At 41.3% G+C, this 25,196-nt stretch carries 29 protein-coding genes; 12 read left to right on the top strand and 17 right to left on the bottom strand.

What is annotated here, in order from left to right:
* Nucleotides 1-95 precede the first annotated feature (95 nt).
* The 4 genes from LA313_RS04435 to LA313_RS04420 form a co-directional block, all read right to left on the bottom strand.
* Nucleotides 96-401 (bottom strand): HU family DNA-binding protein, encoded by a 306-nt coding sequence (locus tag LA313_RS04435; protein WP_255702467.1) that lies wholly within the window; start codon nt 399-401, stop codon nt 96-98.
* A gap of 150 nt (nt 402-551) precedes the next feature.
* A complete protein-coding gene (fmt, locus tag LA313_RS04430; protein WP_228913462.1) occupies nt 552-1,499 on the bottom strand; it encodes a methionyl-tRNA formyltransferase in 948 nt (315 codons plus the stop codon).
* Nucleotides 1,496-3,400 (bottom strand): RecQ family ATP-dependent DNA helicase, encoded by a 1,905-nt coding sequence (locus LA313_RS04425; protein WP_228913461.1) that lies wholly within the window; start codon nt 3,398-3,400, stop codon nt 1,496-1,498. Before LA313_RS04425 ends, fmt begins: the two co-directional genes overlap by 4 nt.
* Complete coding sequence (locus LA313_RS04420; protein ID WP_228913460.1) at nt 3,393-3,929, bottom strand: AAA family ATPase; 537 nt, start codon at nt 3,927-3,929, stop codon at nt 3,393-3,395. The genes LA313_RS04425 and LA313_RS04420 overlap by 8 nt, the downstream gene beginning before the upstream one ends.
* An 82-nt stretch (nt 3,930-4,011) precedes the next feature.
* Between LA313_RS04420 and LA313_RS04415 the strand changes: the two genes are divergently transcribed.
* The 3 genes from LA313_RS04415 to murA all read left to right on the top strand — a co-directional run bounded on the left by LA313_RS04415 (nt 4,012) and on the right by murA (nt 6,379).
* On the top strand, nt 4,012-4,305 hold the full coding sequence (locus tag LA313_RS04415) for a DUF493 family protein (protein WP_228913459.1): 294 nt from the start codon (nt 4,012-4,014) through the stop codon (nt 4,303-4,305).
* Between the two features lie 103 nt (nt 4,306-4,408).
* On the top strand, nt 4,409-5,050 hold the full coding sequence (locus LA313_RS04410; RefSeq protein ID WP_228913458.1) for a DUF4290 domain-containing protein: 642 nt from the start codon (nt 4,409-4,411) through the stop codon (nt 5,048-5,050).
* Between the two features lie 15 nt (nt 5,051-5,065).
* Nucleotides 5,066-6,379, top strand: coding sequence for a UDP-N-acetylglucosamine 1-carboxyvinyltransferase (gene murA, locus LA313_RS04405; RefSeq protein WP_228913457.1), 1,314 nt, complete (start codon nt 5,066-5,068; stop codon nt 6,377-6,379).
* Nucleotides 6,380-6,497: 118 nt separating this feature from the next.
* On the opposite strand, the gene LA313_RS04400 is transcribed toward murA, so the two are convergent.
* The 4 genes from LA313_RS04400 to xerD form a co-directional block, all read right to left on the bottom strand.
* Nucleotides 6,498-6,797 carry an HPF/RaiA family ribosome-associated protein gene (locus tag LA313_RS04400; RefSeq protein WP_228913456.1) on the bottom strand — a complete coding sequence of 100 codons (300 nt, stop codon included), beginning with the start codon at nt 6,795-6,797 and terminating at the stop codon, nt 6,498-6,500.
* Between the two features lie 111 nt (nt 6,798-6,908).
* Nucleotides 6,909-7,373: a hypothetical protein gene (locus tag LA313_RS04395; protein ID WP_228913455.1), complete on the bottom strand. Its 465-nt coding sequence runs from the start codon at nt 7,371-7,373 to the stop codon at nt 6,909-6,911.
* Nucleotides 7,363-8,310 (bottom strand): aldo/keto reductase, encoded by a 948-nt coding sequence (locus LA313_RS04390; RefSeq protein WP_228913454.1) that lies wholly within the window; start codon nt 8,308-8,310, stop codon nt 7,363-7,365. Before LA313_RS04390 ends, LA313_RS04395 begins: the two co-directional genes overlap by 11 nt.
* Nucleotides 8,311-8,556: 246 nt before the next feature.
* Nucleotides 8,557-9,453 (bottom strand): site-specific tyrosine recombinase XerD, encoded by an 897-nt coding sequence (gene xerD / locus LA313_RS04385; protein ID WP_228913453.1) that lies wholly within the window; start codon nt 9,451-9,453, stop codon nt 8,557-8,559.
* A 110-nt stretch (nt 9,454-9,563) separates the two neighbouring features.
* Between xerD and LA313_RS04380 the strand changes: the two genes are divergently transcribed.
* The 7 genes from LA313_RS04380 to LA313_RS04350 all read left to right on the top strand — a co-directional run bounded on the left by LA313_RS04380 (nt 9,564) and on the right by LA313_RS04350 (nt 15,525).
* Nucleotides 9,564-10,151, top strand: coding sequence for a porin family protein (locus LA313_RS04380; RefSeq protein ID WP_228913452.1), 588 nt, complete (start codon nt 9,564-9,566; stop codon nt 10,149-10,151).
* Nucleotides 10,152-10,317: 166 nt separating this feature from the next.
* Complete coding sequence (locus LA313_RS04375) at nt 10,318-10,800, top strand: hypothetical protein (RefSeq protein ID WP_228913451.1); 483 nt, start codon at nt 10,318-10,320, stop codon at nt 10,798-10,800.
* 99 nt (nt 10,801-10,899) lie between these two features.
* The gene (aroQ, locus tag LA313_RS04370; protein ID WP_228913450.1) at nt 10,900-11,313 is read left to right on the top strand and encodes a type II 3-dehydroquinate dehydratase; all 414 of its coding nucleotides are present in this window, start codon (nt 10,900-10,902) and stop codon (nt 11,311-11,313) included.
* Between the two features lie 126 nt (nt 11,314-11,439).
* On the top strand, nt 11,440-11,907 hold the full coding sequence (locus LA313_RS04365; RefSeq protein WP_228913449.1) for a hypothetical protein: 468 nt from the start codon (nt 11,440-11,442) through the stop codon (nt 11,905-11,907).
* 84 nt (nt 11,908-11,991) lie between these two features.
* The gene (locus tag LA313_RS04360) at nt 11,992-12,711 is read left to right on the top strand and encodes a Dph6-related ATP pyrophosphatase (protein ID WP_228913448.1); all 720 of its coding nucleotides are present in this window, start codon (nt 11,992-11,994) and stop codon (nt 12,709-12,711) included.
* A 172-nt stretch (nt 12,712-12,883) separates the two neighbouring features.
* Nucleotides 12,884-14,002 (top strand): vWA domain-containing protein, encoded by a 1,119-nt coding sequence (locus LA313_RS04355; RefSeq protein ID WP_228913447.1) that lies wholly within the window; start codon nt 12,884-12,886, stop codon nt 14,000-14,002.
* 47 nt (nt 14,003-14,049) lie between these two features.
* Nucleotides 14,050-15,525, top strand: a complete 1,476-nt coding sequence (locus tag LA313_RS04350; protein ID WP_228913446.1) for a sigma 54-interacting transcriptional regulator — start codon at nt 14,050-14,052, stop codon at nt 15,523-15,525.
* A 183-nt stretch (nt 15,526-15,708) separates the two neighbouring features.
* Here the strand turns inward: LA313_RS04350 and lpdA are convergent, their stop codons facing one another.
* The 5 genes from lpdA to LA313_RS04325 all read right to left on the bottom strand — a co-directional run bounded on the left by lpdA (nt 15,709) and on the right by LA313_RS04325 (nt 19,648).
* On the bottom strand, nt 15,709-17,100 hold the full coding sequence (lpdA, locus tag LA313_RS04345) for a dihydrolipoyl dehydrogenase (RefSeq protein WP_228913445.1): 1,392 nt from the start codon (nt 17,098-17,100) through the stop codon (nt 15,709-15,711).
* A 172-nt stretch (nt 17,101-17,272) separates the two neighbouring features.
* Complete coding sequence (locus LA313_RS04340) at nt 17,273-17,770, bottom strand: collagen-like protein (RefSeq protein WP_228913444.1); 498 nt, start codon at nt 17,768-17,770, stop codon at nt 17,273-17,275.
* A 1-nt stretch (nt 17,771) separates the two neighbouring features.
* Nucleotides 17,772-18,182 (bottom strand): peptide-methionine (R)-S-oxide reductase MsrB, encoded by a 411-nt coding sequence (msrB, locus tag LA313_RS04335; RefSeq protein WP_228913443.1) that lies wholly within the window; start codon nt 18,180-18,182, stop codon nt 17,772-17,774.
* Between the two features lie 86 nt (nt 18,183-18,268).
* Entirely contained in the window at nt 18,269-18,751 is a 483-nt protein-coding gene (gene msrB / locus LA313_RS04330) for a peptide-methionine (R)-S-oxide reductase MsrB (RefSeq protein ID WP_228913442.1), read from the bottom strand.
* Between the two features lie 27 nt (nt 18,752-18,778).
* On the bottom strand, nt 18,779-19,648 hold the full coding sequence (locus LA313_RS04325; RefSeq protein ID WP_228913441.1) for an alpha/beta fold hydrolase: 870 nt from the start codon (nt 19,646-19,648) through the stop codon (nt 18,779-18,781).
* A 141-nt stretch (nt 19,649-19,789) separates the two neighbouring features.
* Here LA313_RS04325 and LA313_RS04320 point away from each other — a divergent pair, with 141 nt between their 5' ends.
* Both LA313_RS04320 and LA313_RS04315 read left to right on the top strand, forming a co-directional pair.
* Nucleotides 19,790-20,614, top strand: a complete 825-nt coding sequence (locus tag LA313_RS04320; RefSeq protein ID WP_228913440.1) for a M48 family metallopeptidase — start codon at nt 19,790-19,792, stop codon at nt 20,612-20,614.
* Nucleotides 20,615-20,678: 64 nt separating this feature from the next.
* Nucleotides 20,679-22,019 carry an MFS transporter gene (locus tag LA313_RS04315; RefSeq protein ID WP_228913439.1) on the top strand — a complete coding sequence of 447 codons (1,341 nt, stop codon included), beginning with the start codon at nt 20,679-20,681 and terminating at the stop codon, nt 22,017-22,019.
* Nucleotides 22,020-22,081: 62 nt separating this feature from the next.
* On the opposite strand, the gene LA313_RS04310 is transcribed toward LA313_RS04315, so the two are convergent.
* From LA313_RS04310 to LA313_RS04295, 4 genes are read right to left on the bottom strand one after another with little or no spacing between them, the layout of a single operon-like run.
* Complete coding sequence (locus LA313_RS04310; protein ID WP_228913438.1) at nt 22,082-22,816, bottom strand: head GIN domain-containing protein; 735 nt, start codon at nt 22,814-22,816, stop codon at nt 22,082-22,084.
* A 37-nt stretch (nt 22,817-22,853) separates the two neighbouring features.
* A complete protein-coding gene (locus tag LA313_RS04305) occupies nt 22,854-23,951 on the bottom strand; it encodes a hypothetical protein (protein ID WP_228913437.1) in 1,098 nt (365 codons plus the stop codon).
* Nucleotides 23,932-24,495 (bottom strand): DUF4179 domain-containing protein, encoded by a 564-nt coding sequence (locus LA313_RS04300; RefSeq protein ID WP_228913436.1) that lies wholly within the window; start codon nt 24,493-24,495, stop codon nt 23,932-23,934. The genes LA313_RS04305 and LA313_RS04300 overlap by 20 nt, the downstream gene beginning before the upstream one ends.
* The gene (locus LA313_RS04295) at nt 24,485-25,045 is read right to left on the bottom strand and encodes an RNA polymerase sigma factor (RefSeq protein WP_228913435.1); all 561 of its coding nucleotides are present in this window, start codon (nt 25,043-25,045) and stop codon (nt 24,485-24,487) included. Before LA313_RS04295 ends, LA313_RS04300 begins: the two co-directional genes overlap by 11 nt.
* Between the last annotated feature and the right edge of the window lie 151 nt (nt 25,046-25,196).

Raw genomic sequence — 25,196 nt, 5'->3', positions numbered from 1 at the left:
AAAAATATTGTACAGCTTCAAATGACGGGGTAAAATATTTAACAAAAAACTCTCCCAGAGGGGAGAGTTTAATATTTTCTTAGCATTTGTGAGAATTAATTCACAGCTTTCTGAAGATCTGCACCAGCTTTAAATTTTACAACATTCTTGGCTCCAATCTTAATAGTTTTTCCTGTTTGTGGATTTCTTCCTTCTCTTGCAGCTCTTTTTGAAACTGACCAGGATCCGAATCCTACTAGAGAAACGCGATCTCCTTTCTTAAGTGACTTTTCTACATTTTCAAGAAAAGACTCAAGAGCTTTTTTTGCAGCTGCTTTGGAAATTCCGGCGTTTTCAGCCATTGCATCGATTAAATCTGTTTTGTTCATAATTTGAGTTTTTAATAGTTGTTGGTTAAACATTTAATAATTTGCTCTACAAATTTATATGGAAAACTTTCCCATGCAAGTAATATCAAGGGAAAAGCCTTGTATTGTTAATAACTTCGGTAAATTGTTAATAACCTTTGTTGATTTTTTCGGAAATACGCTAATATCAGCATTCATAAGGCCTCAGACAACTTTGGCATTGGAATAAAATTCATAGCCATTCAAAAGATCTTTTATTGTCATTTTTTTCTTTCCCGGAAGTTGGATTTCCTGCAGGACCAAAAAACCATTTTTAACCGCCACTTTTATTTTTTTATCCTCCTGCAGCAATTTCCCTACAGGGTAATGATGTTCTGCCGGTTCAGGCTCGCTTTTATATATCTTAAGCATTACCTCATCATTTCCGTTGATGAGTGTTGTCCAGGCAGTAGGATAGGGGCTAAGGCCACGAATAAGGTTGAAGATGGTCTCCAGTGGTTGTTCCCAGTCAATACGGGTGTTTCGGCGATTAAGTTTATAAGCCGATTTTAACTCTACAATGTCCTTTTGTGAGGTAGTACTCACCGGCCCCTGCTGTAGTGCTTCCAGGGTTTTAATAATCAGTTCAGCGCCGGTTTCCATAAGCTTATCATGCAACTCCCCAGCACTCTCCTTTGATTCTATGGCTACTTTTTGTTGCATGATCATTTCCCCGGTGTCAATTTTCTCATCTATAAAGAAGGTAGAGACTCCCGTTTCCTTTTCCCCATTAATGATAGCCCAGTTTATAGGTGCTGCTCCGCGATATTGAGGTAGTAAGGAAGCGTGCAAATTGAAGGTGCCGTATTCTGGCATTTTCCAAACCGCTTCGGGCAACATTCTAAAGGCAACTACCACCTGCAGGTTCGCTTCGAGAGCTTTTAACTCCTCCAGGAATGCTTCAGCCTTAAGGTTAACCGGTTGCAATATCTTAAGGTCTTGTTCTTTTGCATAGGTTTTAACGGCAGATTCCTGAAGTTTTCTTCCTCTTCCGGCAGGCCTGTCGGGGGCAGTGATCACTCCCACTACATTATATCCTGCTTCCACTATGGCTTTAAGTGAATACACCGCAAATTCGGGCGTACCCATAAAGACAATTCTCAAGTCTCTCATAAATGTTTTAATTTATATTTGTTGGTAGTTGTTGTAGCCAGGGCTCCTTTCTCTACCAGTATTTCCAGTACCTTAATTACATGAGCCTCGGGAAATGGCAATTTTTGGGTCATTTCCCGGGAAGAATGCTCCCGCTCTTCCAGCAAACCTATGATTGCAAAATAGATCTTTTTCATTTCTTCCCTGGTTAATTTAGTGGTCGAAGGCTCGCAAACTGAACAAATTCCGCAGGGCTCTGTTTCTTTTTCTCCAAAATAATGTAATAGCTGTTGGCTTTTGCACTGCCTGTCATTAGTTACATAAGAGAGCACCTGCGATATCTTTTCTTTCTTGGTTTTCTCCTGCAGCTTAATGTACGGCGTTAAAGGATTTATAGTAATATCATCTTCCCGGGGCACCAAAAATGTGATTTTGGTATCATGTTGATGATGCTCAAATTCGACTATGCCTTCCTTGTGAAGTTGTTGTAACAATTTCACGGTCTCCTGCGAAGAAGTCCCGGCTTTGCCTGCAATGAATTCTAAATTCAAGTCCACCATGCTGTCAAATGCCCCTCCATAGGTTCGTAAAATGGCTTTGACTACAGGATCGAACTGAGGGTTTCCCTCTAAATACCAGGTAATTTTTTTTCCTGAAATTAAAAACTGAATTCGGGTTTTCTTCTGAAATTGCTCAGAAAGGGACAATACACTTACCCGGTCCAGCAGAAGTATAGCATTATAAGCAAGTAAAGTGTTCAGCTCATATTTTTGGCAGAACTGGTAGAAGTTGAAGTAATGCTCTTCGCCTTCACCCTCGCCGTAAGCGATCCTAAAATAGGAATTCAGCTTTTTATAAACCAGCCTTACAATATCCACTCCGGGAAGCGTAGCCAAAAACTGATTTTTTAAGAGTGGAATATCACTCTTGTTTGTGAGGATCACGGCTTTTGCAGGTTTACCATCCCGTCCCGCTCTCCCGGCTTCCTGGAAGTAACTCTCGAGGCTTTCGGGCAGGTTTATATGGATCACTGTGCGCACACTTGCCTTGTCAATCCCCATCCCAAAGGCGCTGGTGGCAACCATTACCCGTTTCTCATCTTTAAGCCATTTTTGCAGCCTTGAGGATTTTTCAGCTTTTTGGAGTCCCCCGTGGAAAGAGGTGGCAGAAATGCCTTTTTTGACAAGAAATTGTTCCAGTTCAATGGTAGCTTTCCTCGTGCGAACGTAGATTATGGCTGCTTCATCATGTTCTTTAAGCAATTGCTCGAGATAGTAGTTCTTATCTTCCACTTCCCGAACCATGTAGGCCAGATTTTCTCTTCGGAAGGATTTCTGAAGGATTTTTACATCCTTAAGCTCCAGTTGTTGGGCAATATCTTTCACCACCGGAAGGGTTGCCGTTGCGGTTAATCCAACCATATTAACTTCGGGTTTTAACTCCCGAAGAATGGCAATATTTCTATAAGCAGGTCTAAAGTCGTGACCCCATTGAGAAATACAATGGGCTTCATCTATCGCAACGAGGTTGACCTGCATTTGTTTTATGCGTTCCTGTACCAGCTCCTGTTGTAATCTTTCGGGGGAGAGGTAGAGAAACTTGTAATTTCCATAGATGCAATTGTCCAGCATGGTATCAACCTCCTTAAAGGCAATTCCGCCGGTAAGTGCCATGGCTTTTATATTCTTTGCCTGTAGTGCTTTCACCTGGTCTTCCATTAAGGCCACAAGGGGAGAAATTACAATACAAATACCCGGTTTTATAAGCGCCGGAACCTGGAAGCACAGGGATTTTCCGCCACCGGTGGGCAGCAGCGCGATCACGTCGCGGTTTTCCAGTAATTCGACAATTATATCCTTCTGTAAAGGTCTGAAGGAATCAAAGCCCCAGTATTGTTTTAGTATTTTTTCGGGCTTATCCAAGATGCTCCAGGATAAAGGAAGTGCGCTCGGCAATGGTACCTTCAGGGACTTCTACAGCTTCATAGCCGTGATAAGCATAACTGCGGGCGAGTTCATCGTGTATTTCAACTGCCTGTTCGTAGGTCTCGTATCGTTCGTTATCTTCAGTATAAATCTTTTGCCAGGGGGGCAGTATAAAAACCCGATCGTACAAATATTCCTGGCACACCCGGTTAAAGACAGGAGGGTAGTCATTACCAAAATAATTCATATAAGCGACCACATCGGGTACGCCGCGATCCAGAAAAACCATATCGGCCTTCATGTCATGAGCGTCCTTGAATTGTTTAATCCTGCCTTCTAGTAGCATTTCACTAAAGAGCAAAGGGTCTTTAAGAAATAATTGATCGATCCCTTTCTTTTGAGCCTGTCTTATTATTTCCCGTGAAACTTCATGGAAACAAAAGTGACCATGGTCTTCAAGGGCTTCTATGACAGATGTCTTTCCTGTACCGGGGCCGCCGGTTATTACAATCTTTCTGGTATTCACCCGGCAAATTTCGCGATTTGCAATCAATTTAAAAAATAGATTCTAAAATGTATCTTTGCATTAATTATGAAGTAAGATCATTATGAGCGAAGCTAAAGATCCTGAAGAATTTTATAAAAAATTAAAGTCACAATTACTGGATACCGCCACCTGGCCTTCCGTTTACCTGTACAAGTTTATTGTCCCTACAGAACCCAAAAAAATAATAGGGATCGAAGAAATATTTGATAACATGGGTGCCGTAATTACTACAAAGCAGTCCAAAAAAGGAAGTTATACCAGTGTTTCTGTAAATGTAAAAATGCATGATCCAGATGCGGTGATCGCCAAATACAAGGAAGTAGGGCAAAAAATAGAAGGAGTGATCTCCCTGTAAATAATTGCAGGATAATTTGATAGAGCGCCTTTTTTCCTGAATAATTTTTTTAATTTGCAGTCGATAAACTTCTGCAGTATATTATCACCTAATACTATTCATTTTGACAAACGAATTAGAATATAACTCCGAAAGGAGTAAACTCATCATTCCCGAATATGGAAGGCATATTCAAAAAATGGTTGAACACGCCGTTGAGATCAAGGACGATGAAGAGCGTAATAAAGTAGCCAGAGCAATTATTGCGGTAATGGGAAATCTTAATCCGCACCTGCGTGATGTACCCGACTTTCAGCATATGCTTTGGGATCAATTATTTATCATAAGTGATTTTAAACTGGACGTAGAAAGCCCTTTTCCAAAACCATCCAGGGAAATGTTGGCAGAACGGCCTGAGAGAATGCCTTATCCTCAAAACTTTCCAAAGTATCGTTTCTATGGAAACAACATCAAAAGGATGATCGATGAAGCGAACAAATTCGAAGAAGGCCCCGAGAAAGAAGGTCTTGTGTTCACTATCGCAAATCACATGAAGAAGTCTTACTTGAGCTGGAACAAGGATTCTGTAGATGACAAAGTGATCTTTGAACATTTGAGGGAATTAAGTGACGGTAAGATCAATCTAAAAAATACCGAAGAGGACCTTAGCGAAGCTTCAGAACTTTTGAGAAGCAATAAGAAATTCACCTCGAAAAAACCGGTTAAAAAAACACACAACAGAGCGCGCAGCCGCAAACGTCACTAAAATACTAATTTCTTTATGGGAACTTTTCAAATTGAGGGAGGTCATGCTCTAAAAGGGGAAATTCAACCCCAGGGAGCAAAGAACGAGGCTCTGCAAATACTTTGCGCCGTACTTTTAACTCCCGAAAAAGTTACAATTCATAATATTCCAGATATCCTGGATGTCAATAAACTCATTCATCTGCTTAAACAATTGGGCGTTAAGGTTGAAAAGCTGAAGAAAGGCACCTATACTTTCCAGGCAAATGAACTGGACCTGAATTACCTTAAAAGCGAAAAATTTAAGGAAGAGGGTAGTGGCCTTCGAGGATCTATCATGATCGTTGGCCCTATGCTGGCAAGATTTGGGCACGGTTACATCCCACGTCCCGGGGGAGATAAAATTGGCCGTAGAAGACTGGATACACACTTTGAAGGTTTTATAAAACTGGGTGCCGACTTCCGTTACAATAAGGAAGAGCGTTTTTATGGAGTAGAAGCACCAAATGGTTTAAAAGGAACTTATATGTTGCTTGAAGAAGCCTCGGTAACCGGAACAGCCAATATTGTTATGGCTGCTGTGCTGGCAAAAGGTCAAACCACAATCTATAATGCAGCCTGTGAGCCCTACCTGCAACAACTTTGTAACATGCTTAACCGTATGGGGGCGAAGATCTCTGGCGTAGGATCAAACCTTCTGGAAATTGAAGGAGTGGAATCTTTAGGCGGTTGTACCCATACTGTTTTACCCGATATGGTTGAGATTGGCTCATGGATTGGCCTTGCCGCGATGACTAAAAGTGAGATCACTATTAAGAATGTCGGCTGGGAACATTTAGGTCTTATTCCGGCCACTTTTAGGAAGCTGGGGATACAACTGGAGCAAAGAGGCGAGGATATTTACATTCCTGCTCATACCGATGGCTACGAAGTGCAAAGTTTCATTGATGGATCGATCATGAGCATAAGCGATGCTCCATGGCCGGGATTCACCCCCGATCTTTTGAGTATTATGCTGGTGGTAGCTACTCAGGCCAAAGGAGACGTTCTTATTCATCAAAAGATGTTTGAAAGCCGTCTTTTCTTTGTGGATAAATTAATTGATATGGGTGCAAAAATTATCCTTTGCGATCCGCACCGGGCTACAGTAATTGGTCATGATTTTAAATCCCAGTTGAAAGCCACAACCATGGTTTCTCCAGATATTAGAGCCGGAATTTCCCTGCTTATTGCAGCACTTTCTGCAAAGGGAACATCGGTGATCCATAATATTGAGCAAATTGACAGGGGATATGAGAATATTGACGAGCGTTTGCAGGCAATTGGAGCCAGGATCAAGCGAATATCTTAACTGAGAATCAAGAGCCAAGAGCCAAGACTGTGAGCTTTTCAAAAAAAAGGCTGCCGAAAAATGTAATTTTTCGGCAGCCTTTTTTAATTAAAAGTTATTCCTTAAACCTTAACCCTTGTTAGTGGCTTTGCATTTCAGCTTTACGTTTCTTTAGTTGCTTTTCCAGATCTTTTACAGTTTCTGCTGCTGCGGCTTCAAAGCTGTCGGAATTTGAGGAGGCGTGGATCTTCGGGCCTGGGAGGCTCAATTCGATCGCACAAACTTTCCCATTTCCATTAGTAGATTTCTCTTCCTTGAACATTACATCTGCAGAGATGATCCAGTCGTATTTATTCTCAAGTTTATCAAGTTTTCTTTGAACAAGTTGTTCAGCTGAAATTTTAGTGTCGGTGTGTACAAATTGAATGTTAGTCTTCATATTACTTCTTTTTTGCTTAAAATATTAATTCCAAGATACCAAAATCACTTCGGAAAATCTTGGGTTTATAAAAAATATAACGTTCCTAAAATGGCATTTTCAGGGCTGCTGTTACTCTGGAAGTTGTGAAGCAATCTCATTAAACTCTACTTCTCCATCTTCCTGAAGTTCATATTCAAAAATTGATTTTCCCTGCACATGGCCATCATCATAAATTGCCAGCACCCAATCTTCAGAAATTACCTGAACCTTCCGGAATTCCATGCTGCCTCCAAGCACAGCTTTTAAAGGAATTAGATCCTCTTTGTTCTTCAGGGCATTAACAATGTGCTCTTCGGGATTATCAATATCTTCAAATTCCTTTCCGAAGAAGATGGAATAGTCATTTGCGGAATAATCTATCTCCCGAAGGTTGACCAAAGAATCTTTAAGCTCCTGTTGCCGGTTTAATTCCTGGGTGAGGGAATCAATTTTTGAAGTTTTTACCTCCATCTCCCGGTCATCATTTTTACAACCGGAAAGCACCAAAAAGAGGGTCAAGAATGCTATTTTTGGAAGGTATGATTTACAGGTCATAAATGTTGTTGTATGAATTGCCGGGAGTCACAAAGAATTCCCCGTTTACATAGCGGAAGTTACGTTTAATTCCGGCAATCTTCTTATGATCTTCCTCATCCAGTTCCACATTAATGCTTTCCAGGTTGGAAATTATATGATCCTTCGAAGTGGATTTTGGAATCACTGCAGTTCCCCGGGCAACGGCCCATTTAATAAGGACTTGTGCAGGTGAAACATCATGTTTTTTAGCTACTTCTAAAATTGCCGGTTCCTTTAGAAGGGAAGGCTCATCCTCAGCTTTCATTTGCGCACTTCGGTCACCGCTTCCAAGGGGTGAGTAGGCTGTACAGTGGATATTATTTTCCTTACAAAACTGTAAAAGCTCGGGCTGCGGCAGGAATGGATGTAGCTCCACCTGATTCATTTCGGGAACTTCGTTAGTTTTTGACATGAGGTCGTCCAGCTTTTTACTGCTGAAATTCGATACTCCAATATGTTTTACCAAACCTTGTTTTTTAGCTTCGATCATGGCATTCCATGTCTCGATCAATGGAACTTCCTCCAGGGAAAGATAATCTTCATCTTTAGAAGGAAAAGATACTCCATGCTTAAACGCGACCGGCCAGTGCATGAGGTAGAGGTCCAGGTAATCAAGTTGCAGGTCCTTCAGGGTTTGCTTTAGAGCTGGGATTACATGCTCTTTTTTATGAGAATCGTTCCATAATTTGGAAGTCACCCATACGTCCTCTCTTTTGATCTTCCCTTCCTTAAATATTTCATTGAAGGCATTCCCAATTTCGGCTTCATTGCCGTAAGTGGCTGCACAATCTACATGGCGGTACCCATTGTTTAGTGCAATTTTCACTGCTTCTCCAACTTTTCCTTTATCAGATTTCCAGGTACCAAGGCCTATAGCCGGCATTTTATCTCCGTTCTTGAATTTTAGTGTTTCCATAGTATAAATTTATTTCCTGAATTTAAGCAGGAAAAGCCGCCTGCCAAAGGATTTGAGCGGGTTTAGCAGAAATTTAATATCAGGTAGAAACATGTTGGCAGTAAACTTTCAAAATTTACGCAAATGGATAAAATAGTACGGACTATTTCTTTTTTTACTGAAAGCAATTAGTACGGGGAGGAACTTCTCTATTATTTAATGAACCATTTTCTGGTTTAAATCTCCATCAGAAGGTGAATCGCACAATCAACGTCTTGGGTGGAATTCCTCCATAACTTTTCGCAGGTGGGAGCGATCCAGGTGGACGTAAATTTCTGTTGTGGTAATACTTTCATGCCCCAGCATTTGCTGAATAGCCCTAAGATCTGCGCCGTTTTCCAGCAGGTGAGTGGCAAAAGAATGCCGGAAGGTGTGCGGGCTTATCTTCTTATTCAAACCCGAGGCGACAGCAAGTCGTTTTATAATGGTAAAGATCATGGCGCGGGTAAGTTTTTTTCCGCGGCGGTTCAAAAAGACGGTGTCTTCATGCCCTTTTTGAATATCCTGGTGTGATCTTATGTAATCAAGATAAAGATCAATGTATTTACGGGTGGCTTCAGCAATTGGGACAAATCTTGATTTGCTTCCTTTTCCCGTTACCTGAATAAATCCTTCTTCAAAATATAAATCGCTTAATCGCAGGTCAATTAATTCAGAAACCCTTAGCCCACAGCCGTAGAGGGTTTCAAGGATGGCACGATTTCGTTCTCCTTCAGGTTTGCTCAGGTCTATGGCAGCAATAAGAGCATCAATTTCATCTGTAGAAAGTGTATCCGGAAGTTTACGGCCGGTCTTTGGCGACTCAATAAGCTCCAGCGGATTCGTCTTTCGATAATCCTCAAAGAGCAGGTAATTAAAAAATCCGCGTAGGCCAGATATGATTCTGGCCTGTGACCGCGCATTTACCTGTTTTGCCAGGGAATAAATGAATTGCTGCAGCTGTTCTTCAGAAATAGAGACCGGGGAAACATTGATTTCATTGGCTTCTAGCCAGTTGGCCAGTTTCTCAACATCAAAAGAATAATTTTCAATGGTATTGGCAGCCAGACCTCGTTCGATCTTGAGGTAATATTTGTAATCCTTTAAAGCGTTTTCCCAGTTCACAGGTTAAAGATAGAGGCTAAAAGTACGGATTTACGAGTACTTTAATATAAAGTGAGATTTTCTTAACACTATCCCTCCTACATTTGTCCCAAACTTTAAAACATAGAATTATGAAAAAGTCGATTTTATTTATTGCAGCTATGCTATTAAGTACAACGTTTGTAGCTGCACAGGAATTCGTTTACTTTGGGGCAAAAGGAGGAGTGAACTTCTCAACCTTCTCGGGAGACGGATTTTCAGATTTTGAAGATGAAAGCTCCAGGACAGGATATCATTTAGGATTATTGGCCGAGGTGCCGCTGAGCGACAGGTTCTCGATCCAGCCTGAAGTGCTTTATTCTGCCCAGGGATTTGACATCGTTAGAAGAGACGATAACGATGATATTGAACACCAGTTAGATTATATAACTGTTCCTGTTATGGCAAAGCTTTATGTACTCGAAGGACTTGCACTTGAGGCAGGACCGCAGTTTGGTTTTGTTGTAGAAGAGGCTATAGACTTTGGAGATGCCGAAAAAGAGCTTTTTAATGACAACAGGAACGATTTTGATCTGAGTATTGGGCTTGGTGCCTCCTACAAGTTCAGTAAATTTTTTGTTTATGGTCGCTACAATGCGGGGATGACAGATATTTATGATGTGGAAGGAGTAGATGTAAAAAACTCAGTTGTGCAGGCAGGTGTAGGGCTGTTGTTCTAACGATTAATTTTTTATACTCATCAAAAGGGCAGTTTTTACTGCCCTTTTTTTTATCATGATTTGCAGGAAACAAGTGTAAGGCTTCACTTACAGGGAAAAATTGATAAATCGATTAATGTAGTTTGTAAATCACTAACTTGGTGGTAGTTAACTTAAAACAACTTTAATGATGAAAAAATTACTTCTTATTGCAGTACTTGGGTTATTTAGTTTTAACGCGGCACATGCGCAGACAGGTTTAACAGGGATTAGAGTGGGTGTAAACGCCGGTATTCCCGTTGGAGACGTGGATGATGCTTCCAGTTTTAAGGCAGGAGCCGATCTGGCCTACATGATAAGCCTCATGGATATTGTACAGGTTGGGCCAATGGTGGGGTATTCTCACTATTTTGGGAAAGATGGAGGTGAAGATTTACAGTATTTACCTATCGCAGCTTCCGGAAGGTTAGGCCTTCCCAGCTCTTTCGTTGGAGGTTTTGACCTTGGATATGCTGTAGGTCTTAGTGACGGCCTTGACGGTGGATTGTACTGGAGACCTTTATTAGGATTTCGTTTTATGAACTTTGGAATTATGGTTTCTTATGAGGGTATCACCGAAGATGCTTTCGATGTATCTTCACTTAATGTAGGAGTAGAATTTAAATTCTAATTTTTTTTAGGACTCCCCACCTGTATTATTTAAAGCAGTTGGTTTATACCTGAACATTGAAAGGCAGATTTATCTGCCTTTATTTTTTACATTTACCTTATGAAAATTTTGATCATCAACGGCCCAAATCTCAATCTGCTGGGCAATCGCGAACCGGGAACTTATGGAAATGAAACTTTTGAATCATATTTTCAAAAGCTTCAGGAAAACTTTCCAAATGTGGAATTGGATTACTACCAGTCAAATATTGAAGGTGAAATTATAAACAAGCTACAAGCTGCCGATGGAGAGTTTGATGGAATTGTCTTAAATGCAGCTGCCTATACGCATACCTCAATAGGAATAGGGGATGCCGTTAAAGCCATTTCCACGCCTGTAGTGGAAGTTCATATCTCCAACACTTCTGCACGGGAGGAATTTCGTCACCGTTCCTTTATTGCACCAAATGCAAAAGGAGTTATTCTGGGCTTTGGGCTGCAGAGTTACGAGCTGGCTGTGAGGAGTTTTTTGTAAATATTTTTTTGCAATAGGTAATTTGATCGTCAATAAAGACGTTTTTGTCCAATTTGCAGGAACACTTCAATGTTTTTCGGAAAAATTAGTATAAGTTTGGTTTTACTAACTTAAAATCAAACAATTATGAAAAAATTTCTAGTGTTAATTGTGTCTTGTTTTATCCTGGGTTCAGTCAATTCTTTTGCACAGGAGAATTTCAAATTTGGAGGTAATATAGGTATTCCTGTAGGGGATGCTGATATTTATGACATAAACTATGGTGCAGATGCAGCATATTTTTTTGAAGTTAGTGAAGGTTTTTCTGTAGGACCAATGATTGGTTTTACGGGCTACTCGGTTGAAGGTTCTAATATTTCCTTCTTACCTGTGGCAGCTACTGGCCGATATCAATTTCCAGCTTCCATGTTTTTTTTAGGAGCTGATTTGGGTTATGCAATTAGTCTTGAGGATGGAGTAGATGGAGGTTTTTTTTACAGACCAAAAGTAGGTTATAACTTCGGATTGTTAGGTGTAATAGCATCTTACTCAGGAATTAGTGTTGATGGTGGAACTTGGTCTTCTATTAATTTGGGAGTTGAATTCAGCCTTTAATCTAATAATATTAAATTTTCACTTTAAAAGAAAGCGGAGGAGAGATCTTCCGCTTTTTTTAAGCTTTTTAAGTACCTTCCCGGCATGAGAAAAGCTTATTTAAACTGGAGTTCAGGGAAAGATGCTGCATATGCCCTCTACTTAATTCAGCAACAAAAAGAATTTTCTGTAGAAAAGCTGGTAACAACGATTAATTCCGAAAACGAAAGGGTATCCATGCATGGCCTTCGAAAAGATTTGTTGCTAAAGCAGGCTCAAAGTTTAGGAATTCCCCTGCAGCTCATTTCTTTGCCCGGTGATGTTCCAATGAGTGATTATAATGACATCATGGAGCGGGAAACTAAGGCATTGAAAGCCAACGGGTTTACTCACAGCATTTTTGGAGACATTTTCCTGGAAGACCTTAAGGAATACCGGGAACAGCAGCTTCAAAAAGTAGGTTCGCAGCCGGTCTTCCCGCTGTGGAAAAAGAATACTTCAGAATTAATGCAGGAATTTCTTTCTGCCGGATTTAAAGCGATTACTGTAAGTGTAAATGCTAAACTACTTGATCAATCTTTCTGCGGAAGACTCATAGATGAGAAATTTCTAGCCGATTTACCCAAAGGCGTCGATCCCGCAGGGGAGAATGGCGAATTCCACAGTTTTGTCTTCGACGGCCCCATTTTTAAGGTGCCGGTTAACTTTCAAAAAGGGGAAATTGTGGAGCGATCTTACGCTCCTGCTTCAGAAAAAAAGGACAACTGTTTTAAAAAAGAACCGGAAGCCTGGGACACCAGGTTCTATTATTGTGACCTAAAATAATTCAGAATTCAAAATTCAAAATTGTTTTGAAAATTTCCGATTGGAATTTGTTGCCTGAAATTTGGTGCTTCTTTCTCAAATCTCAGATCTCAGATCTCACGTCTAAAGTCTAATTAACACAAATTTATCCTCCTCTTCTGTGAGATATTGAAGCTATCAATTAAATTAGGGCATGGAAAGGCAACATGTGAGAAAAGGATTCATTTTTAAGAAGTTTGAGGCAGAAAATATTCCTCCCTTTGATAAACTTTTTGAGATTTTTAAAGAGCTAATTACCCATACATCCGGGGATTTCGATGAGGCTATAGACTGGCTGCGACAATTAGACCAGGAGTATAAACTTACCGATGAGAATTACACCATTGATGACTTTATAGAGGACCTCAAGAAAAAAGGATACATCCGCGAGGAGATAGAGGGGAGTGGCGGCATGGCTATTACCGCCAAGACCGAAAGGGCTATCCGTCAGCAGGCGCTCAACCAGATCTTCGGAAAGTTGAGAAAGAGTAGATCGGGTAATCATAACACGAAACAAACGGGATTAGGCGATGAGCACACGGGAGAATTCCGGAATTATAATTTCGGAGATTCCCTGGATAAAATATCCATGACCGAGTCGCTTCGGAATGCACAGATCCAACATGGTGCCGATGATTTTCATATGACCGAAGATGAACTGGTGGTAGAAGAAACGCATCATAAAAGCCAGATGAGCACCGTGCTCATGATAGATATAAGTCATAGTATGATCCTCTACGGCGAAGACCGTATCACTCCGGCGAAAAAAGTGGCCATGGCTCTTGCCGAATTGATCACCACCCGATATCCGAAAGACACTTTGGATATTCTTGTCTTCGGGAATGATGCATGGCGAATTTCAATAGGTGATCTGCCTTACCTGCAGGTGGGACCATATCATACAAATACCGTTGCCGGTCTTGAATTAGCAATGGATCTTTTGCGCCGCAAACGGAACACCAATAAACAGATCTTTATGATCACAGATGGTAAACCCAGTTGCCTTAGAGAAAGAGACGGCAGTTATTACCAAAACAGCGTTGGCCTGGATCCTTATATCGTTGAAAAATGTTACAATGCTGCCAGCCAGGCCAGGAAACTACATATTCCTATAACCACCTTTATGATCGCACAGGATCCTTATCTGGAGCGGTTTGTTCGGGAATTTACGCAGGCAAACCAAGGAAAAGCATTCTTTACCGGGCTTAAGGGACTGGGCGAAATGATCTTTGAAGATTATGAAACAAACCGAAAGAAGAGGATCAAAGGATAATACTGAAGGCTCAAAAAAGCCATTTTAAAATAAAAATTTTGCAGAACATGGATATAAAGAAGCTCACCACATTTGGTGCATTGAAGGACTCCGGTTATCAAAGTAGAAGTATTAAAACAGAACTACGGCAAAACCTGCTGAATAAAATAAAAAAGAATGAACCCACTTTTGAAGGGATACACGGTTATGAAAATTCGGTCATACCTGAACTTGAGCGGGCCATACTTTCAAAACACAACATTAATTTTCTTGGGTTAAGAGGACAGGCTAAAACCCGCCTTGCCAGAATGATGGTGGACCTTTTGGATGAGTGGATGCCCATAGTGGAAGGGTCGGAGATCAACGATGATCCCTTTAACCCAATCTCGCGGTATGCCAGGGAGCTGCTGAAAGAAAAAGGGGATAAGACCCCAATCTCGTGGGTCCACAGGAATGATCGTTTCTATGAAAAACTTGCAACACCAGATGTGACTGTAGCCGATATTATTGGAGATGTAGATCCCATAAAAGCTGCCAACCTAAAGCTTAGTTATGCAGACGACCGGGTGATCCATTACGGAATGATCCCACGGGCCAACCGCAGTATTTTTGTGATCAACGAACTGCCCGATCTACAGGCGAGGATTCAGGTTGCCCTTTTCAATATCCTGCAGGAGGGGGATATACAAATCCGCGGATTTAAATTGAGGCTACCGCTGGATATGCAGTTCATATTCACCGCCAATCCCGAAGATTATACCAATCGCGGCAGCATAGTTACCCCTTTAAAAGACCGAATTGGCTCGCAGATCCTCACCCATTATCCACTGGATGTCAAGACTGCGAAAAAGATCACCCAGCAGGAAGCGAAGCTTGAGCAGGGGCAGACAGATATGGTGCATGTGCCTGAACTTGCAAGGGATCTTTTGGAACAAATAAGCTTTGAAGCCCGGGACCACGAATATATAGATGCCCGCAGTGGAATAAGTGCGAGGCTGAGTATAACGGCATATGAAAATTTGTTAAGTACTGCAGAAAGAAGAGCCGTGAAAAACGGAGAAGAAAAAACTCTGCTCAGATTTGGCGATTTTCTAGGGGTCATCCCTTCGATTACCGGGAAGATCGAGCTGGTTTATGAAGGAGAGCAGGAGGGAAGTGCTGTAGTTGCACAGGAGCTCATTGGAGAAGCCGTAAAAACACTTTTCCCAACGATGTTCCCAAAAATAGAAAAACTACAGAAACCAGATGCCGAAGATCCATATTCCGGAATTGTGGAATGGTTCTTTTCTGAAAGCGGATTTGAGCTGTTCGACGAAACAACAGATGAAGAATATAAGCAAGCCCTGGACTCCATCCCTGTACTGGAAAAGCTTATCAATAATTATCAGCCAAATATATCTGAAGAAGATAAATACTTTCTAAAGGAATTTGTTTTGTGGGGGCTGGTAGAATATAAAAAGCTCAATAAATTCAGGTTTGCTGAAGGTATGCAGTTTAAGGATATCTATGGAAGCTATATCGAGGGCTTAAGGAGTAAGGAGTAATGAGATATGAGATATGAGATATGAGTATTGAGATTAAACATCTATCCAACCTGTGGCCATCCCTCCTCAGGAGGATAAGTTTTAGAACAAAAAACCTTCGGAGTAAACCGAAGGTTTTTTTATTAATCTGGTAACAAGGATCTACATTCTATTTTCTCAATACTCAGTACTCAATACTCTATACTACAAATGAATTACTTCCCCGTAAGCATCGGCTACGGCTTCCATCACAGCTTCACTCATTGTTGGGTGAGGGTGGATAGCTTTAAGTACCTCGTGACCTGTAGTTTCAAGTTTACGTCCCAATACAGCTTCAGCGATCATATCGGTAACGCCGGCACCAATCATGTGGCAGCCCAGCCATTCTCCGTATTTCGCATCAAAGATCACTTTTACGAATCCGTCAGGTGTACCGGCAGCTTTTGCTTTTCCGGAAGCTGAGAATGGGAATTTCCCAACCTTCAATTCGTATCCTGCTTCTTTGGCTTGCTTTTCTGTCATTCCAACAGAAGCTATTTCAGGCGTAGCGTAAGTACAACCGGGGATATTTCCGTAGTCAATTGGTTCAACGTGCATACCCTTGATCTTTTCTACGCAGGTGATCCCTTCCGCAGAAGCGACGTGGGCAAGAGCAGGCCCCGCGACTACATCTCCAATGGCATAAATTCCTTTTACGTTTGTTTCGTAGTACTGGCTCACCACGATTTTATCTTTATCGGTTTTGATGCCCAATTCTTCAAGGCCTATATTCTCCAGATTTGATTTGATCCCAACGGCAGAAAGTACAACTTCGGCCTCTATAGTTTCTTCTCCTTTTTTGGTTTTAACTTTTGCCTTTACAAGATCTCCCGAAGTATCAACACTCTCTACAGAAGAGTTGGTCATCACTTTAATTCCGGCCTTTTTGAAGCTGCGCTCAAACTGTTTTGAGATCTCCTCATCTTCAAGCGGCACCAGGTTTGGAAGGAATTCCACGATGGTCACATCTGTACCCATGGTTTTATAAAAATGTGCGAATTCTACGCCAATCGCACCAGAACCTACAACGATCATAGATTTTGGCTGCTTTTCAAGGCTCATGGCTTTGCGGTACCCAATCACTTTCTTTCCATCCTGCGGAAGGTTAGGAAGTTCTCTTGAGCGCGCTCCCGTGGCAATGATAATATGATCTGCAGAATATTCTGTTTTCTTATCGTTCTTATCGGTTACCTCGATCTTTTTCCCCTGCTTCAGTTTTCCAAATCCGTCAATTACATCGATCTTGTTCTTCTTCATTAAGAATTGAACCCCCTTGCTCATTCCGTCGGCTACATTTCGGCTACGCTTTATAACTGCACCAAAATCTTTTTCAGCTTTTTCAACCTTAAGACCGTAATCCTGTGCATGGTTGAGGTATTCAAAAACCTGGGCACTCTTAAGAAGTGCTTTTGTAGGGATACATCCCCAGTTTAAACAAACTCCACCAAGATTTTCTTTTTCTATAACAGCGGTCTTAAAGCCTAACTGTGATGCGCGAATGGCAGTCACGTAACCTCCGGGGCCACTTCCTAAAACTATAACGTCGTATTTACTCATATTCGGAATTTTATATAACTGAATTAAAGACAGCGAATTTACGGAAATTAAGCTTAAACCAAAAGTATATAGGTTCGGGAAATGCGCTGGAAAATGTCATTTTTGACACCTTCTCAAAAAAATTCCTTTCTCCGGGAAGGAAAAAGGAATTAGTAGTAATAATGCTTAAGGTCTATTTCAATGCCTGCATAACAGCATCATAGTCTGAAACGTCAACTCCTGTATCTATAGCAAAGTCTGAAGGAACCACAAAAAATCTAAAGAACTGGTTCTGTGAATAAGCGCCATCGAGGGTAGAAAGATCAAAATTTCCATCGATCAGCAATTCAATGTCTGAAGCGGTATGGTTAAAAACATATTGAATGATCCCTTCCTCAAGGAAGTAGTTTTGCGGGATCATACTCCAGGTCTCTGTACCATCAATAACTTCCCGTCGGTATACCAAAACAGCATCGGACTCCAGCACTTCAATTTCTGCAGGGATATCAATTATGGTAGCGTAGAAATTCCCATCTTCAAAATATTCAAAATCTACATCTTCGAATTCAAATGTTTGTCCTACAATATTAACTCCCGGTTCACCCGGAGGTCCCTGTGGTCCCGGCTCATCACTTGAGCAGGAGGTAAGGCTAAAAGCTATAAAAGCGAATAAAAAGGATATCTTTTTCATATTATTTGGATTTAGGTTTAGATTCAAATTCTATACTTGCCGAATTTACGCAGTAGCGCTGGCCTGTTTCGGAGGGACCGTCATCAAAAACATGTCCCAAATGGCTGCCGCAATTGGAACAAAGGATCTCTGTGCGTATCATGCCGTAGCTTTTATCCTGCACATATTCTACGGCACCTTCTATTGCATCATCAAAGCTCGGCCAGCCGCAGTTGCTCTCAAACTTTTGATCGCTTTCAAAAAGTTTTGCGTTACAGGCTGCGCAACAATATGCTCCCTCCTGGAAATGCATGTTGTACTTGCCCGAATGTGGTGATTCTGTTCCCTTCTCCCGAAGTATACGGTATTGTTCTTCTGAAAGTTGCTTTCGCCATTCAGATTCTGAACGTTCTATTGGATATTTCTTGACCATTTAATAAGTGTTTATTTTAAATATAAAAAATAGGGAGTGTAGGTACTCTTAAACTATTGGTAAACTTTATATGCTAAAAACTTTGCTTATTCACCTTTCGGAACAAAATTCATTGCCACCCCGTTGATACAATGTCGTTTTCCGGTAGTATTCCTGGGACCGTCATTAAAAACGTGACCTAAGTGCCCTCCACAATTTGCGCAGATAACTTCCAGTGCAGAGAATCCTCCGGTTCTGTCGGGCCGGTAGTCTACATTGGCTTCACTAATAGGGCGGTCAAAACTGGGCCAACCGGTACCGCTGTCAAATTTATGTTTAGTTTCGTAAAGTTCATTTCCGCAGGCAGCACAAACAAAGGTGCCGGGGTCTTCCACACGGTTCAACTTACTGGAAAAGGCGCGTTCGGTTCCTTTTTCACGCAGGACTTTATAGGCTGCAGGACTTAATTCGGCTTTCCATTCGGCTTCTGTTTTAGTAACGGGATAGGTTTTTTGCTTCTTTGAATCCTGTGCAGAGCTGTTGCAGCTAAGCAGGAGAAAGGAAAAAACTAAGATAAAAATGCTTTTCATGATTCTTTTTTACTGAAGAATCAAGAACTATACCGAAAGAAATTGAATGATTCTATTAATAACTTGGGTATTCCCTAATATTCGGCGGTGTCCCTGTCCCTGGGTAATAAGAATTTGGCTGTTTTCCAGTTTTTCATGGATCTCATAAGCCGAATTGATCCTTACGTCAACATCATCCTCGTCATGTACCACAAGGGTTGGGATTTTCACGCCTTCAGCAGAAACAGCACCCGAGAGGCTGTCCATATCCACTCCAAATTTGTTATCAAAATAGGATTTCATTTTTGCCGCCACTTTATCGTTCATTTTCATATTGCCGGCAAACTCCTTTGTGATGCGGGTAACACTGTTTGCGGTCCCTATGATCACAAGTTTTTTCACAATTAGGCCATCAGAAATGGCTTTTAAAGAAGCCATACCGCCAAGGGAATGTCCAATAATAGCTTCAAATGGCCCATATTTCTTTTCCAGTACTTCAATGGCTTCAATAAAATGCGGCATCATACTCATTTTTCCTGAAGCTTTTCCATGTGCAGGGGCATCAAAACTTACGGTAGAATAACCCGCTTTTACAAGCTCTTCGGCCATAACAGCAAGTTGGGTTCCCCTGCCGCTCCAGCCATGAGCCAGTAAGATCTTTTTTGGGGAATTACCGTAATGATATACTACAATTTCACGTTGAAAGTGAGGTAGGATTAATTTTTCCTGTTGGGTTTCCCTCTCCATCTTTTGTTCGCGTTTAGGAAGCTTATACTTAAAAGGTGTAAGAAAAAGTTTTGCTGCAAACCTGCTGGCAAGGAAAGGGGAAATAGTAGTAAGGATTTTTCCGGCGGCTAAAATATACGAGGGCACCAGCAGCCTCTGTACCGGTGTTTTGTCTTTTTTCTGTTTTGTCATAAAAGGTGAAAGATCGCAAGATACGAATATGAAGCCTTACCGGTCAAGGCTTTTTAAAATTGGCAGGTATTTTGTTAAACCTAATTTAAAGCTTCCGGCGGAGCAGGAGCGATTTAGTAACTTTAACAAAAATCATTTATTATGAAACTTAGACAAATTACAATAATGGTTAGTTTAGTTCTGCTTATGGCGGGATGTAAGACGAACCCTTTCACCGGTGAAAGAAACCTGAACTTTGTTTCCAATTCCCAGATTTTTCCTGCCGCTTTTCAACAGTATGAAGAAGTACTGAAACAAAATGAAATAGTACGAAATACTTCAGAAGCAAATATGATTAAAAATGTTGGACGTAAAGTAGCTGTTGCGGCTGAAAGATTTCTTGATGCCAATGGCTATCAGGGTTATCTTAATGATTACGAGTGGGAATTTAATCTTATTAAAGATGACGATCAAGTGAACGCATGGGCTATGCCTGGCGGTAAGATCGCTTTTTATACAGGGATCATGCCTATTGCCAAGGATGAAACAGGGGTTGCAGCCATTATGGCCCATGAGGTAGCACATGCCGTGGCCAATCACGGGGCCCAGCGTATGAGTGCAGCCCAGCTACAGCAGGTAGGTGGAGCAGTTGTTGGAGCCGCAGTGGGTGGACGTAGTGAAAGTACTCAGCAAATAATTGCACAGGCTTACGGTCTGGGAACCAACCTTGGGGGAATGCTGCCATTTAGCCGAAGCCATGAAAGTGAAGCAGACAGAATTGGGTTAACCTTAATGGCTATGGCTGGATATGACCCCGCAGAGGCTGCTAATTTATGGAGAAGGATGGAGCAGAACAGTGGAGGCCAGGCACCGCCAGAGTTTCTAAGTACTCACCCAAATCCACAAACCAGGATCAAGAATATTGAAAAATGGGCTCCCCAGGCTAAAGCCGAGGCCCGTAAATATGGAGTGACTTCCTTTCAATAGAGGTATTAAAAAAACAGTATTTTAGGAGCTGCCAATTTTGGCAGCTCTTTTAATTTACTCCCGTATGAATAAGCTCCCGAAAGGAAGTAAAAAATTAATCAATGCCTGGGCTTTTTATGACTGGGCAAATTCGGTTTACAGCCTTGTAATTGCTTCAACCATTTTCCCCATATTCTATGCAGCACTTACTATTGTGAAAAATGAGAAAGGGGAAGTAGTGCATGACACCGTTGAGCTATTGGGGTTCAACTTTAATAATGATTCTCTTATAAGTTATGTAACCGCCCTGGCATTTATGGTAGTGGCTTTGATAAGTCCATTTCTTTCGGGCATTGCCGATTATGTGGGTAACAAAAAGAATTTTTTAAAATTCTTTTGTTACCTCGGGGCATTGTCCTGTATAAGTTTATACTGGTTTACCATCGAGAACCTATGGTTTGGTCTCACGAGTTATTTTCTGGCCCTTGTGGGATTTTGGGCTAGTCTGGTATTCTATAACTCCTATCTTCCCGACATAGCTTTTCCTGAACAACAGGATAAAGCCAGTGCAAAAGGTTTTTCCCTTGGCTATATTGGCAGCGTAGTCCTGTTGATCATTTGTCTCGTGATGGTGCTCAATTATGAATGGTTTGGTTTCGAAGATGAGGGCATGCCTACGCGATTGTCTTTTGTTCTCACGGGAATATGGTGGATAGGGTTCAGCCAGATCACCTACTATTACCTTCCGAAGGGAAACAAAAAGGAAAAGCTTACGAGGGACGTGCTTTTTAATGGGTTTAGAGAGATAAAAATGATATGGAAATCCTTTGAAAATAACCCGCAGTTAAAGAAGTACCTAAGAGCCTTTTTTGTGTACAGCATGGCAGTACAAACTGTGATGTTGATCGCAACCTACTTTGGGATCGAGGAAGTGAACTGGACCGGGCAGGATGCAACCACTGGATTAATCGTAAGTATACTTCTAATTCAACTTGTAGCAGTGGCAGGGGCGACTATTACCTCCCGTCTCTCTTCAAAAATGGGAAATATCCAGACGCTTATCCTGGTGAACGTGATATGGATGGGAATATGTATTTATGCCTTCTTTGTGGAGACGCCAATGCAGTTTTATATTGCTGCGGGCCTTGTAGGGCTGGTAATGGGCGGCATCCAAACCCTCTCGCGCTCTACTTACTCAAAAATGCTTCCTGAAGGTACCTTAGACACCACAAGTTATTTTAGTTTTTATGATGTTTCAGAAAAAATAGGGATCGTAATAGGAATGTCCCTCTATGGTCTGGTCACCCAAGTTTTTGGCAGCATAAGGTTTTCCGTTCTTTTTCTTACCGCATTCTTTTTGATTGGAATTTTTTTATTGCTGAAGGTTCCCCGCACAGGAAAACTGGCAAAAAAAGAAGCGGCTTAAAACCCCTTTTTGACACCTGAGTGAAAGAAGGTTTTAAGCCGCTTAAATTCTGCTGAAAGTTTTTAGTTTTTACTTATCGATCCCGAACCCATAGTCCTGAAATCTTCTTTTTTAGGATTTCCACGGTATTTAATATCGCCCGAACCCGGGGTTCTGGCCTTTAGAGATTCTGAAGCATAAACCTCAATATCTCCAGATCCTGTAACCGTAGCCTGCACATTCTCGCACTCAAAATCGAAGGCACTTATGTCGCCAGATCCTGTCACTTTGCAATCAAAATCAACCGAGCTTCCTTTAAGGTCAATATCTCCCGAGCCGGTAATATTTGCTGAAGTATTTTTCGCCTTCAGCGGAAGCTGCACATTTCCTGAACCCGTGATATCGATGGAGAAATTTTCGGCAGTCACCATATCTGATGATCTTATATCCCCAGATCCTGTTAAACTTAATCCTTCAATATCTGTAAAAGGAACGGTGATCACAATATCATGGTTTCGGGAAGGATTTAAAGAGTAGCCTTTTTCAACCGAAATTTTTAATCTGCCTCCATTTACTTCAGTTAAAATATGTTGCTGCAGGTTTTCCTCGGCTTCAACTTTTATTGCTCCTTCCCTGCCTTTTACCAGGATCACGTCCATGGAGCCGGTAAGGGAAACTTCGTCATAACTTGAAACTGTCCTGGTCTTTGTAACCATATTCCCGTTACCTTCAATTTTTTTCGATCCCTGCCACCACTGGGCCTGGGTTGCTGTTACACAAAGAAGGGCAAGGAAAAGAGTGATAAATGATTTTTTCATGATTATGTTTATTTTGATGATTGATATTGTTTTATAATTAGTCTGTAAAGGACACGCTTCCAAAGCTGGAGTTCACATAGATCCTTCCACCGGTGTTTTCACTGCGGTAATAACCTTGGTAGTAATTATCGCTGCCGCTTTGATTGCGCTTATTCACAGTAAAGCTACTGTTATTAATTCCATTCACGCCTCCAAAAGAAGATTTCACTTCAAAACTAAAAGGGGCCTGGCGATCGTAACCAATTTTTATACCGGTATAATCACTGTTAATGTTCATGTCCTTAAAGCTGGGCATGATCTTTTGTACTACCAGGGAACCATAATCCATGCTTATATCCACGCTTCCATAAACAAGGCCCAATTTTATTCCAAGATAGTCGCCCTGTCCTTTGATATTTTTTAGTCGTTCCACTTTTAGAGACCCATAATCGTTGTTGAAGCTTAGGTTCTCTACTTTATGAATATTGGAATCTGTGTAATCTGCACTTATATCCAGTGTTCCCGCTTCGTCAATGGTGAACTCGGAGTAATCTGCATTGATCTCTGCACGTTTTACATAGCCAATACTGCTGTTTCGGGTATAGTCGAAATTCAATTTGTTGTTATTTCCATGAAGTTCACCTATCATTATTTTTCCGTAGTCAGCCGAGATGTGCGCGTCCCCTTCAAGCTTGTCCAGGTTGATGCTTCCATAGTCATTGGAAAGATCCACACGGTTGGTTACCGGAGCTTTCACCCTGTAGTTGATCTCCATATTTACGTTGCTATTGCTACCGCCAAAGAGACTTCCCCAGAATGAATTATTATTATCTTTTTCAAACAAAGTCCTGGCAGTTACCTGTCCACTTGATTGGTTAAAAGCAACATCTATCTCCCGAAGGCGCTTTTCTACCTTTTCTTCATCGTTACCGTTTGTTTGCACAAGAACTTCGATGACTATCCGGTTCTGGTCCCATGTTATTATGTCAATGTTTCCATAGCTGTTATTGATCTTGAGCATGTCATTAGGAGATACATTGAATTCTTTCTTTACACGCTTCTGTTTCGTGTACTTTCCTTTAAAATCTCCTTCTGCACAGGCCACGGCCGGGATAAGAAAGAAGAGGATCAAAGTTTTATATAATATTGTTTTCATGATTGGTGGTTTTTAAGGTGTTTATGTCATTTACTTTTTCAAGAACCATTTTTAACAGGTCAATTCTTTTTTGAAAGTTGGTGATCATGGCGTAGATCACTCTTTGATCCTGGCCACTTTTTCCAAGATCTGTTTTTAGATTTTCATAATCTTTTTCAAGAATATCCATTTGAGCTAAAGCATCATTTATGACTGCTTCGGTCTCGGGAGTTTTTTGCTCCTTTAATGCTGCGAGCTCTGTTCTGATCACCGAAGAATAAAATTCCTGGGTTTGCTTCATCTCCGGCGACACATTTGCCAATTCCTGTTCCTGTGAGAAGGGAGTTGTGAAGATGCCCTGGAAGATTAGTACAGCTACAAGAAAGCTTGCCGCTATTGCCATGACCGGGAGCCACATGGTAATAACTCCATTGTGCCGGGGCATTTTCTTTTGCGGCCGTTTTCTCAATTTCTCCCTGAAACGGTCTTCGTGCTGTGATGCAGGCTCGGCAACATCGAAATCCAGCCCTTCGAACAGATCTTTTAGGTCGTTGTTAGTTTTCATAGCTCAGTAATTTGGTGCGCAGGCTTTCTTTAGCCCGTGAAATTGTTGTTCTGCAGTTGGCGTAGGTAATGTTGAGGATCTCACAGATCTCTTCATAATCATAACCTTCAATTAAATGAAGGGTAAGCGCCACCCGGTAATTTTCTTTTAATGATTCCATTGTCTTTAAGATCATTTTTACTTTGGGATTTTGGTCCTCTTCTTCCGAAGTTATTCCTTCACTATCATCTGCAGTATGTTTGAACTGGTCGTTATATTGAACCTCTGTATAGCGGGTATTTTTGTTATACACTCCAATACTGTGGTTCACCACGATCCTCTTCAGCCATGCTCCAAATGTGGAGGTTCCTTCAAAAGTGTCCAGTTTGTCAAAGGCTTTTAAAAAGCACTCCTGCATGATGTCTTCGGCTTCGGCCGAATCCTTTACAATGCGCAGCGCCACGTTGTACATCGCTTTGCTGTACTTCTTGTAAATTTTCATCTGGGACCGCTCGTCTCCCCGACGGCATTTCTCCAAAAGCTCATCAATATGTGTGGTGGTTAGTGTCAAAATATTAATGCTTTATAATAAAGATAGATTGCTTTTCCAATTGTTACAGTTTACCCGAAATTTCTTTTAAAATTTATTCTTTTCGTGGCATAACAATTGAATTAATGCCCGTGAAATGTGCTTTAACTGCCTGTTTTACAATGAAAGTAAA

This window comes from Salinimicrobium sediminilitoris, from assembly GCF_020866905.1.
In the GTDB taxonomy this organism is placed as follows: domain Bacteria; phylum Bacteroidota; class Bacteroidia; order Flavobacteriales; family Flavobacteriaceae; genus Salinimicrobium; species Salinimicrobium sediminilitoris.
This window is presented reverse-complemented; position numbering and strand designations above follow the sequence as displayed.

Bases quoted from the DNA above. Each gene is read 5' to 3' on its own strand.
- LA313_RS04350 (WP_228913446.1), top strand. From the start codon at position 14,050: ATGGATATAAAGAAGCTCACCACATTTGGTGCATTGAAGGACTCCGGT.
- murA (WP_228913457.1), top strand. From the start codon at position 5,066: ATGGGAACTTTTCAAATTGAGGGAGGTCATGCTCTAAAAGGGGAAATT.
- fmt (WP_228913462.1), bottom strand. From the start codon at position 1,499: ATGAGAGACTTGAGAATTGTCTTTATGGGTACGCCCGAATTTGCGGTG.
- msrB (WP_228913443.1), bottom strand. From the start codon at position 18,182: ATGGTCAAGAAATATCCAATAGAACGTTCAGAATCTGAATGGCGAAAG.
- LA313_RS04380 (WP_228913452.1), top strand. From the start codon at position 9,564: ATGAAAAAGTCGATTTTATTTATTGCAGCTATGCTATTAAGTACAACG.
- aroQ (WP_228913450.1), top strand. From the start codon at position 10,900: ATGAAAATTTTGATCATCAACGGCCCAAATCTCAATCTGCTGGGCAAT.
- LA313_RS04320 (WP_228913440.1), top strand. From the start codon at position 19,790: ATGAAACTTAGACAAATTACAATAATGGTTAGTTTAGTTCTGCTTATG.
- LA313_RS04365 (WP_228913449.1), top strand. From the start codon at position 11,440: ATGAAAAAATTTCTAGTGTTAATTGTGTCTTGTTTTATCCTGGGTTCA.
- msrB (WP_228913442.1), bottom strand. From the start codon at position 18,751: ATGAAAAGCATTTTTATCTTAGTTTTTTCCTTTCTCCTGCTTAGCTGC.
- LA313_RS04390 (WP_228913454.1), bottom strand. From the start codon at position 8,310: ATGGAAACACTAAAATTCAAGAACGGAGATAAAATGCCGGCTATAGGC.
- LA313_RS04400 (WP_228913456.1), bottom strand. From the start codon at position 6,797: ATGAAGACTAACATTCAATTTGTACACACCGACACTAAAATTTCAGCT.
- LA313_RS04340 (WP_228913444.1), bottom strand. From the start codon at position 17,770: ATGAAAAAGATATCCTTTTTATTCGCTTTTATAGCTTTTAGCCTTACC.
- LA313_RS04395 (WP_228913455.1), bottom strand. From the start codon at position 7,373: ATGACCTGTAAATCATACCTTCCAAAAATAGCATTCTTGACCCTCTTT.
- LA313_RS04435 (WP_255702467.1), bottom strand. From the start codon at position 401: ATGTTTAACCAACAACTATTAAAAACTCAAATTATGAACAAAACAGAT.
- LA313_RS04305 (WP_228913437.1), bottom strand. From the start codon at position 23,951: ATGAAAACAATATTATATAAAACTTTGATCCTCTTCTTTCTTATCCCG.
- LA313_RS04360 (WP_228913448.1), top strand. From the start codon at position 11,992: ATGAGAAAAGCTTATTTAAACTGGAGTTCAGGGAAAGATGCTGCATAT.
- LA313_RS04415 (WP_228913459.1), top strand. From the start codon at position 4,012: ATGAGCGAAGCTAAAGATCCTGAAGAATTTTATAAAAAATTAAAGTCA.
- LA313_RS04300 (WP_228913436.1), bottom strand. From the start codon at position 24,495: ATGAAAACTAACAACGACCTAAAAGATCTGTTCGAAGGGCTGGATTTC.
- LA313_RS04355 (WP_228913447.1), top strand. From the start codon at position 12,884: ATGGAAAGGCAACATGTGAGAAAAGGATTCATTTTTAAGAAGTTTGAG.
- LA313_RS04375 (WP_228913451.1), top strand. From the start codon at position 10,318: ATGATGAAAAAATTACTTCTTATTGCAGTACTTGGGTTATTTAGTTTT.
- LA313_RS04310 (WP_228913438.1), bottom strand. From the start codon at position 22,816: ATGAAAAAATCATTTATCACTCTTTTCCTTGCCCTTCTTTGTGTAACA.
- LA313_RS04325 (WP_228913441.1), bottom strand. From the start codon at position 19,648: ATGACAAAACAGAAAAAAGACAAAACACCGGTACAGAGGCTGCTGGTG.
- lpdA (WP_228913445.1), bottom strand. From the start codon at position 17,100: ATGAGTAAATACGACGTTATAGTTTTAGGAAGTGGCCCCGGAGGTTAC.
- LA313_RS04315 (WP_228913439.1), top strand. From the start codon at position 20,679: ATGAATAAGCTCCCGAAAGGAAGTAAAAAATTAATCAATGCCTGGGCT.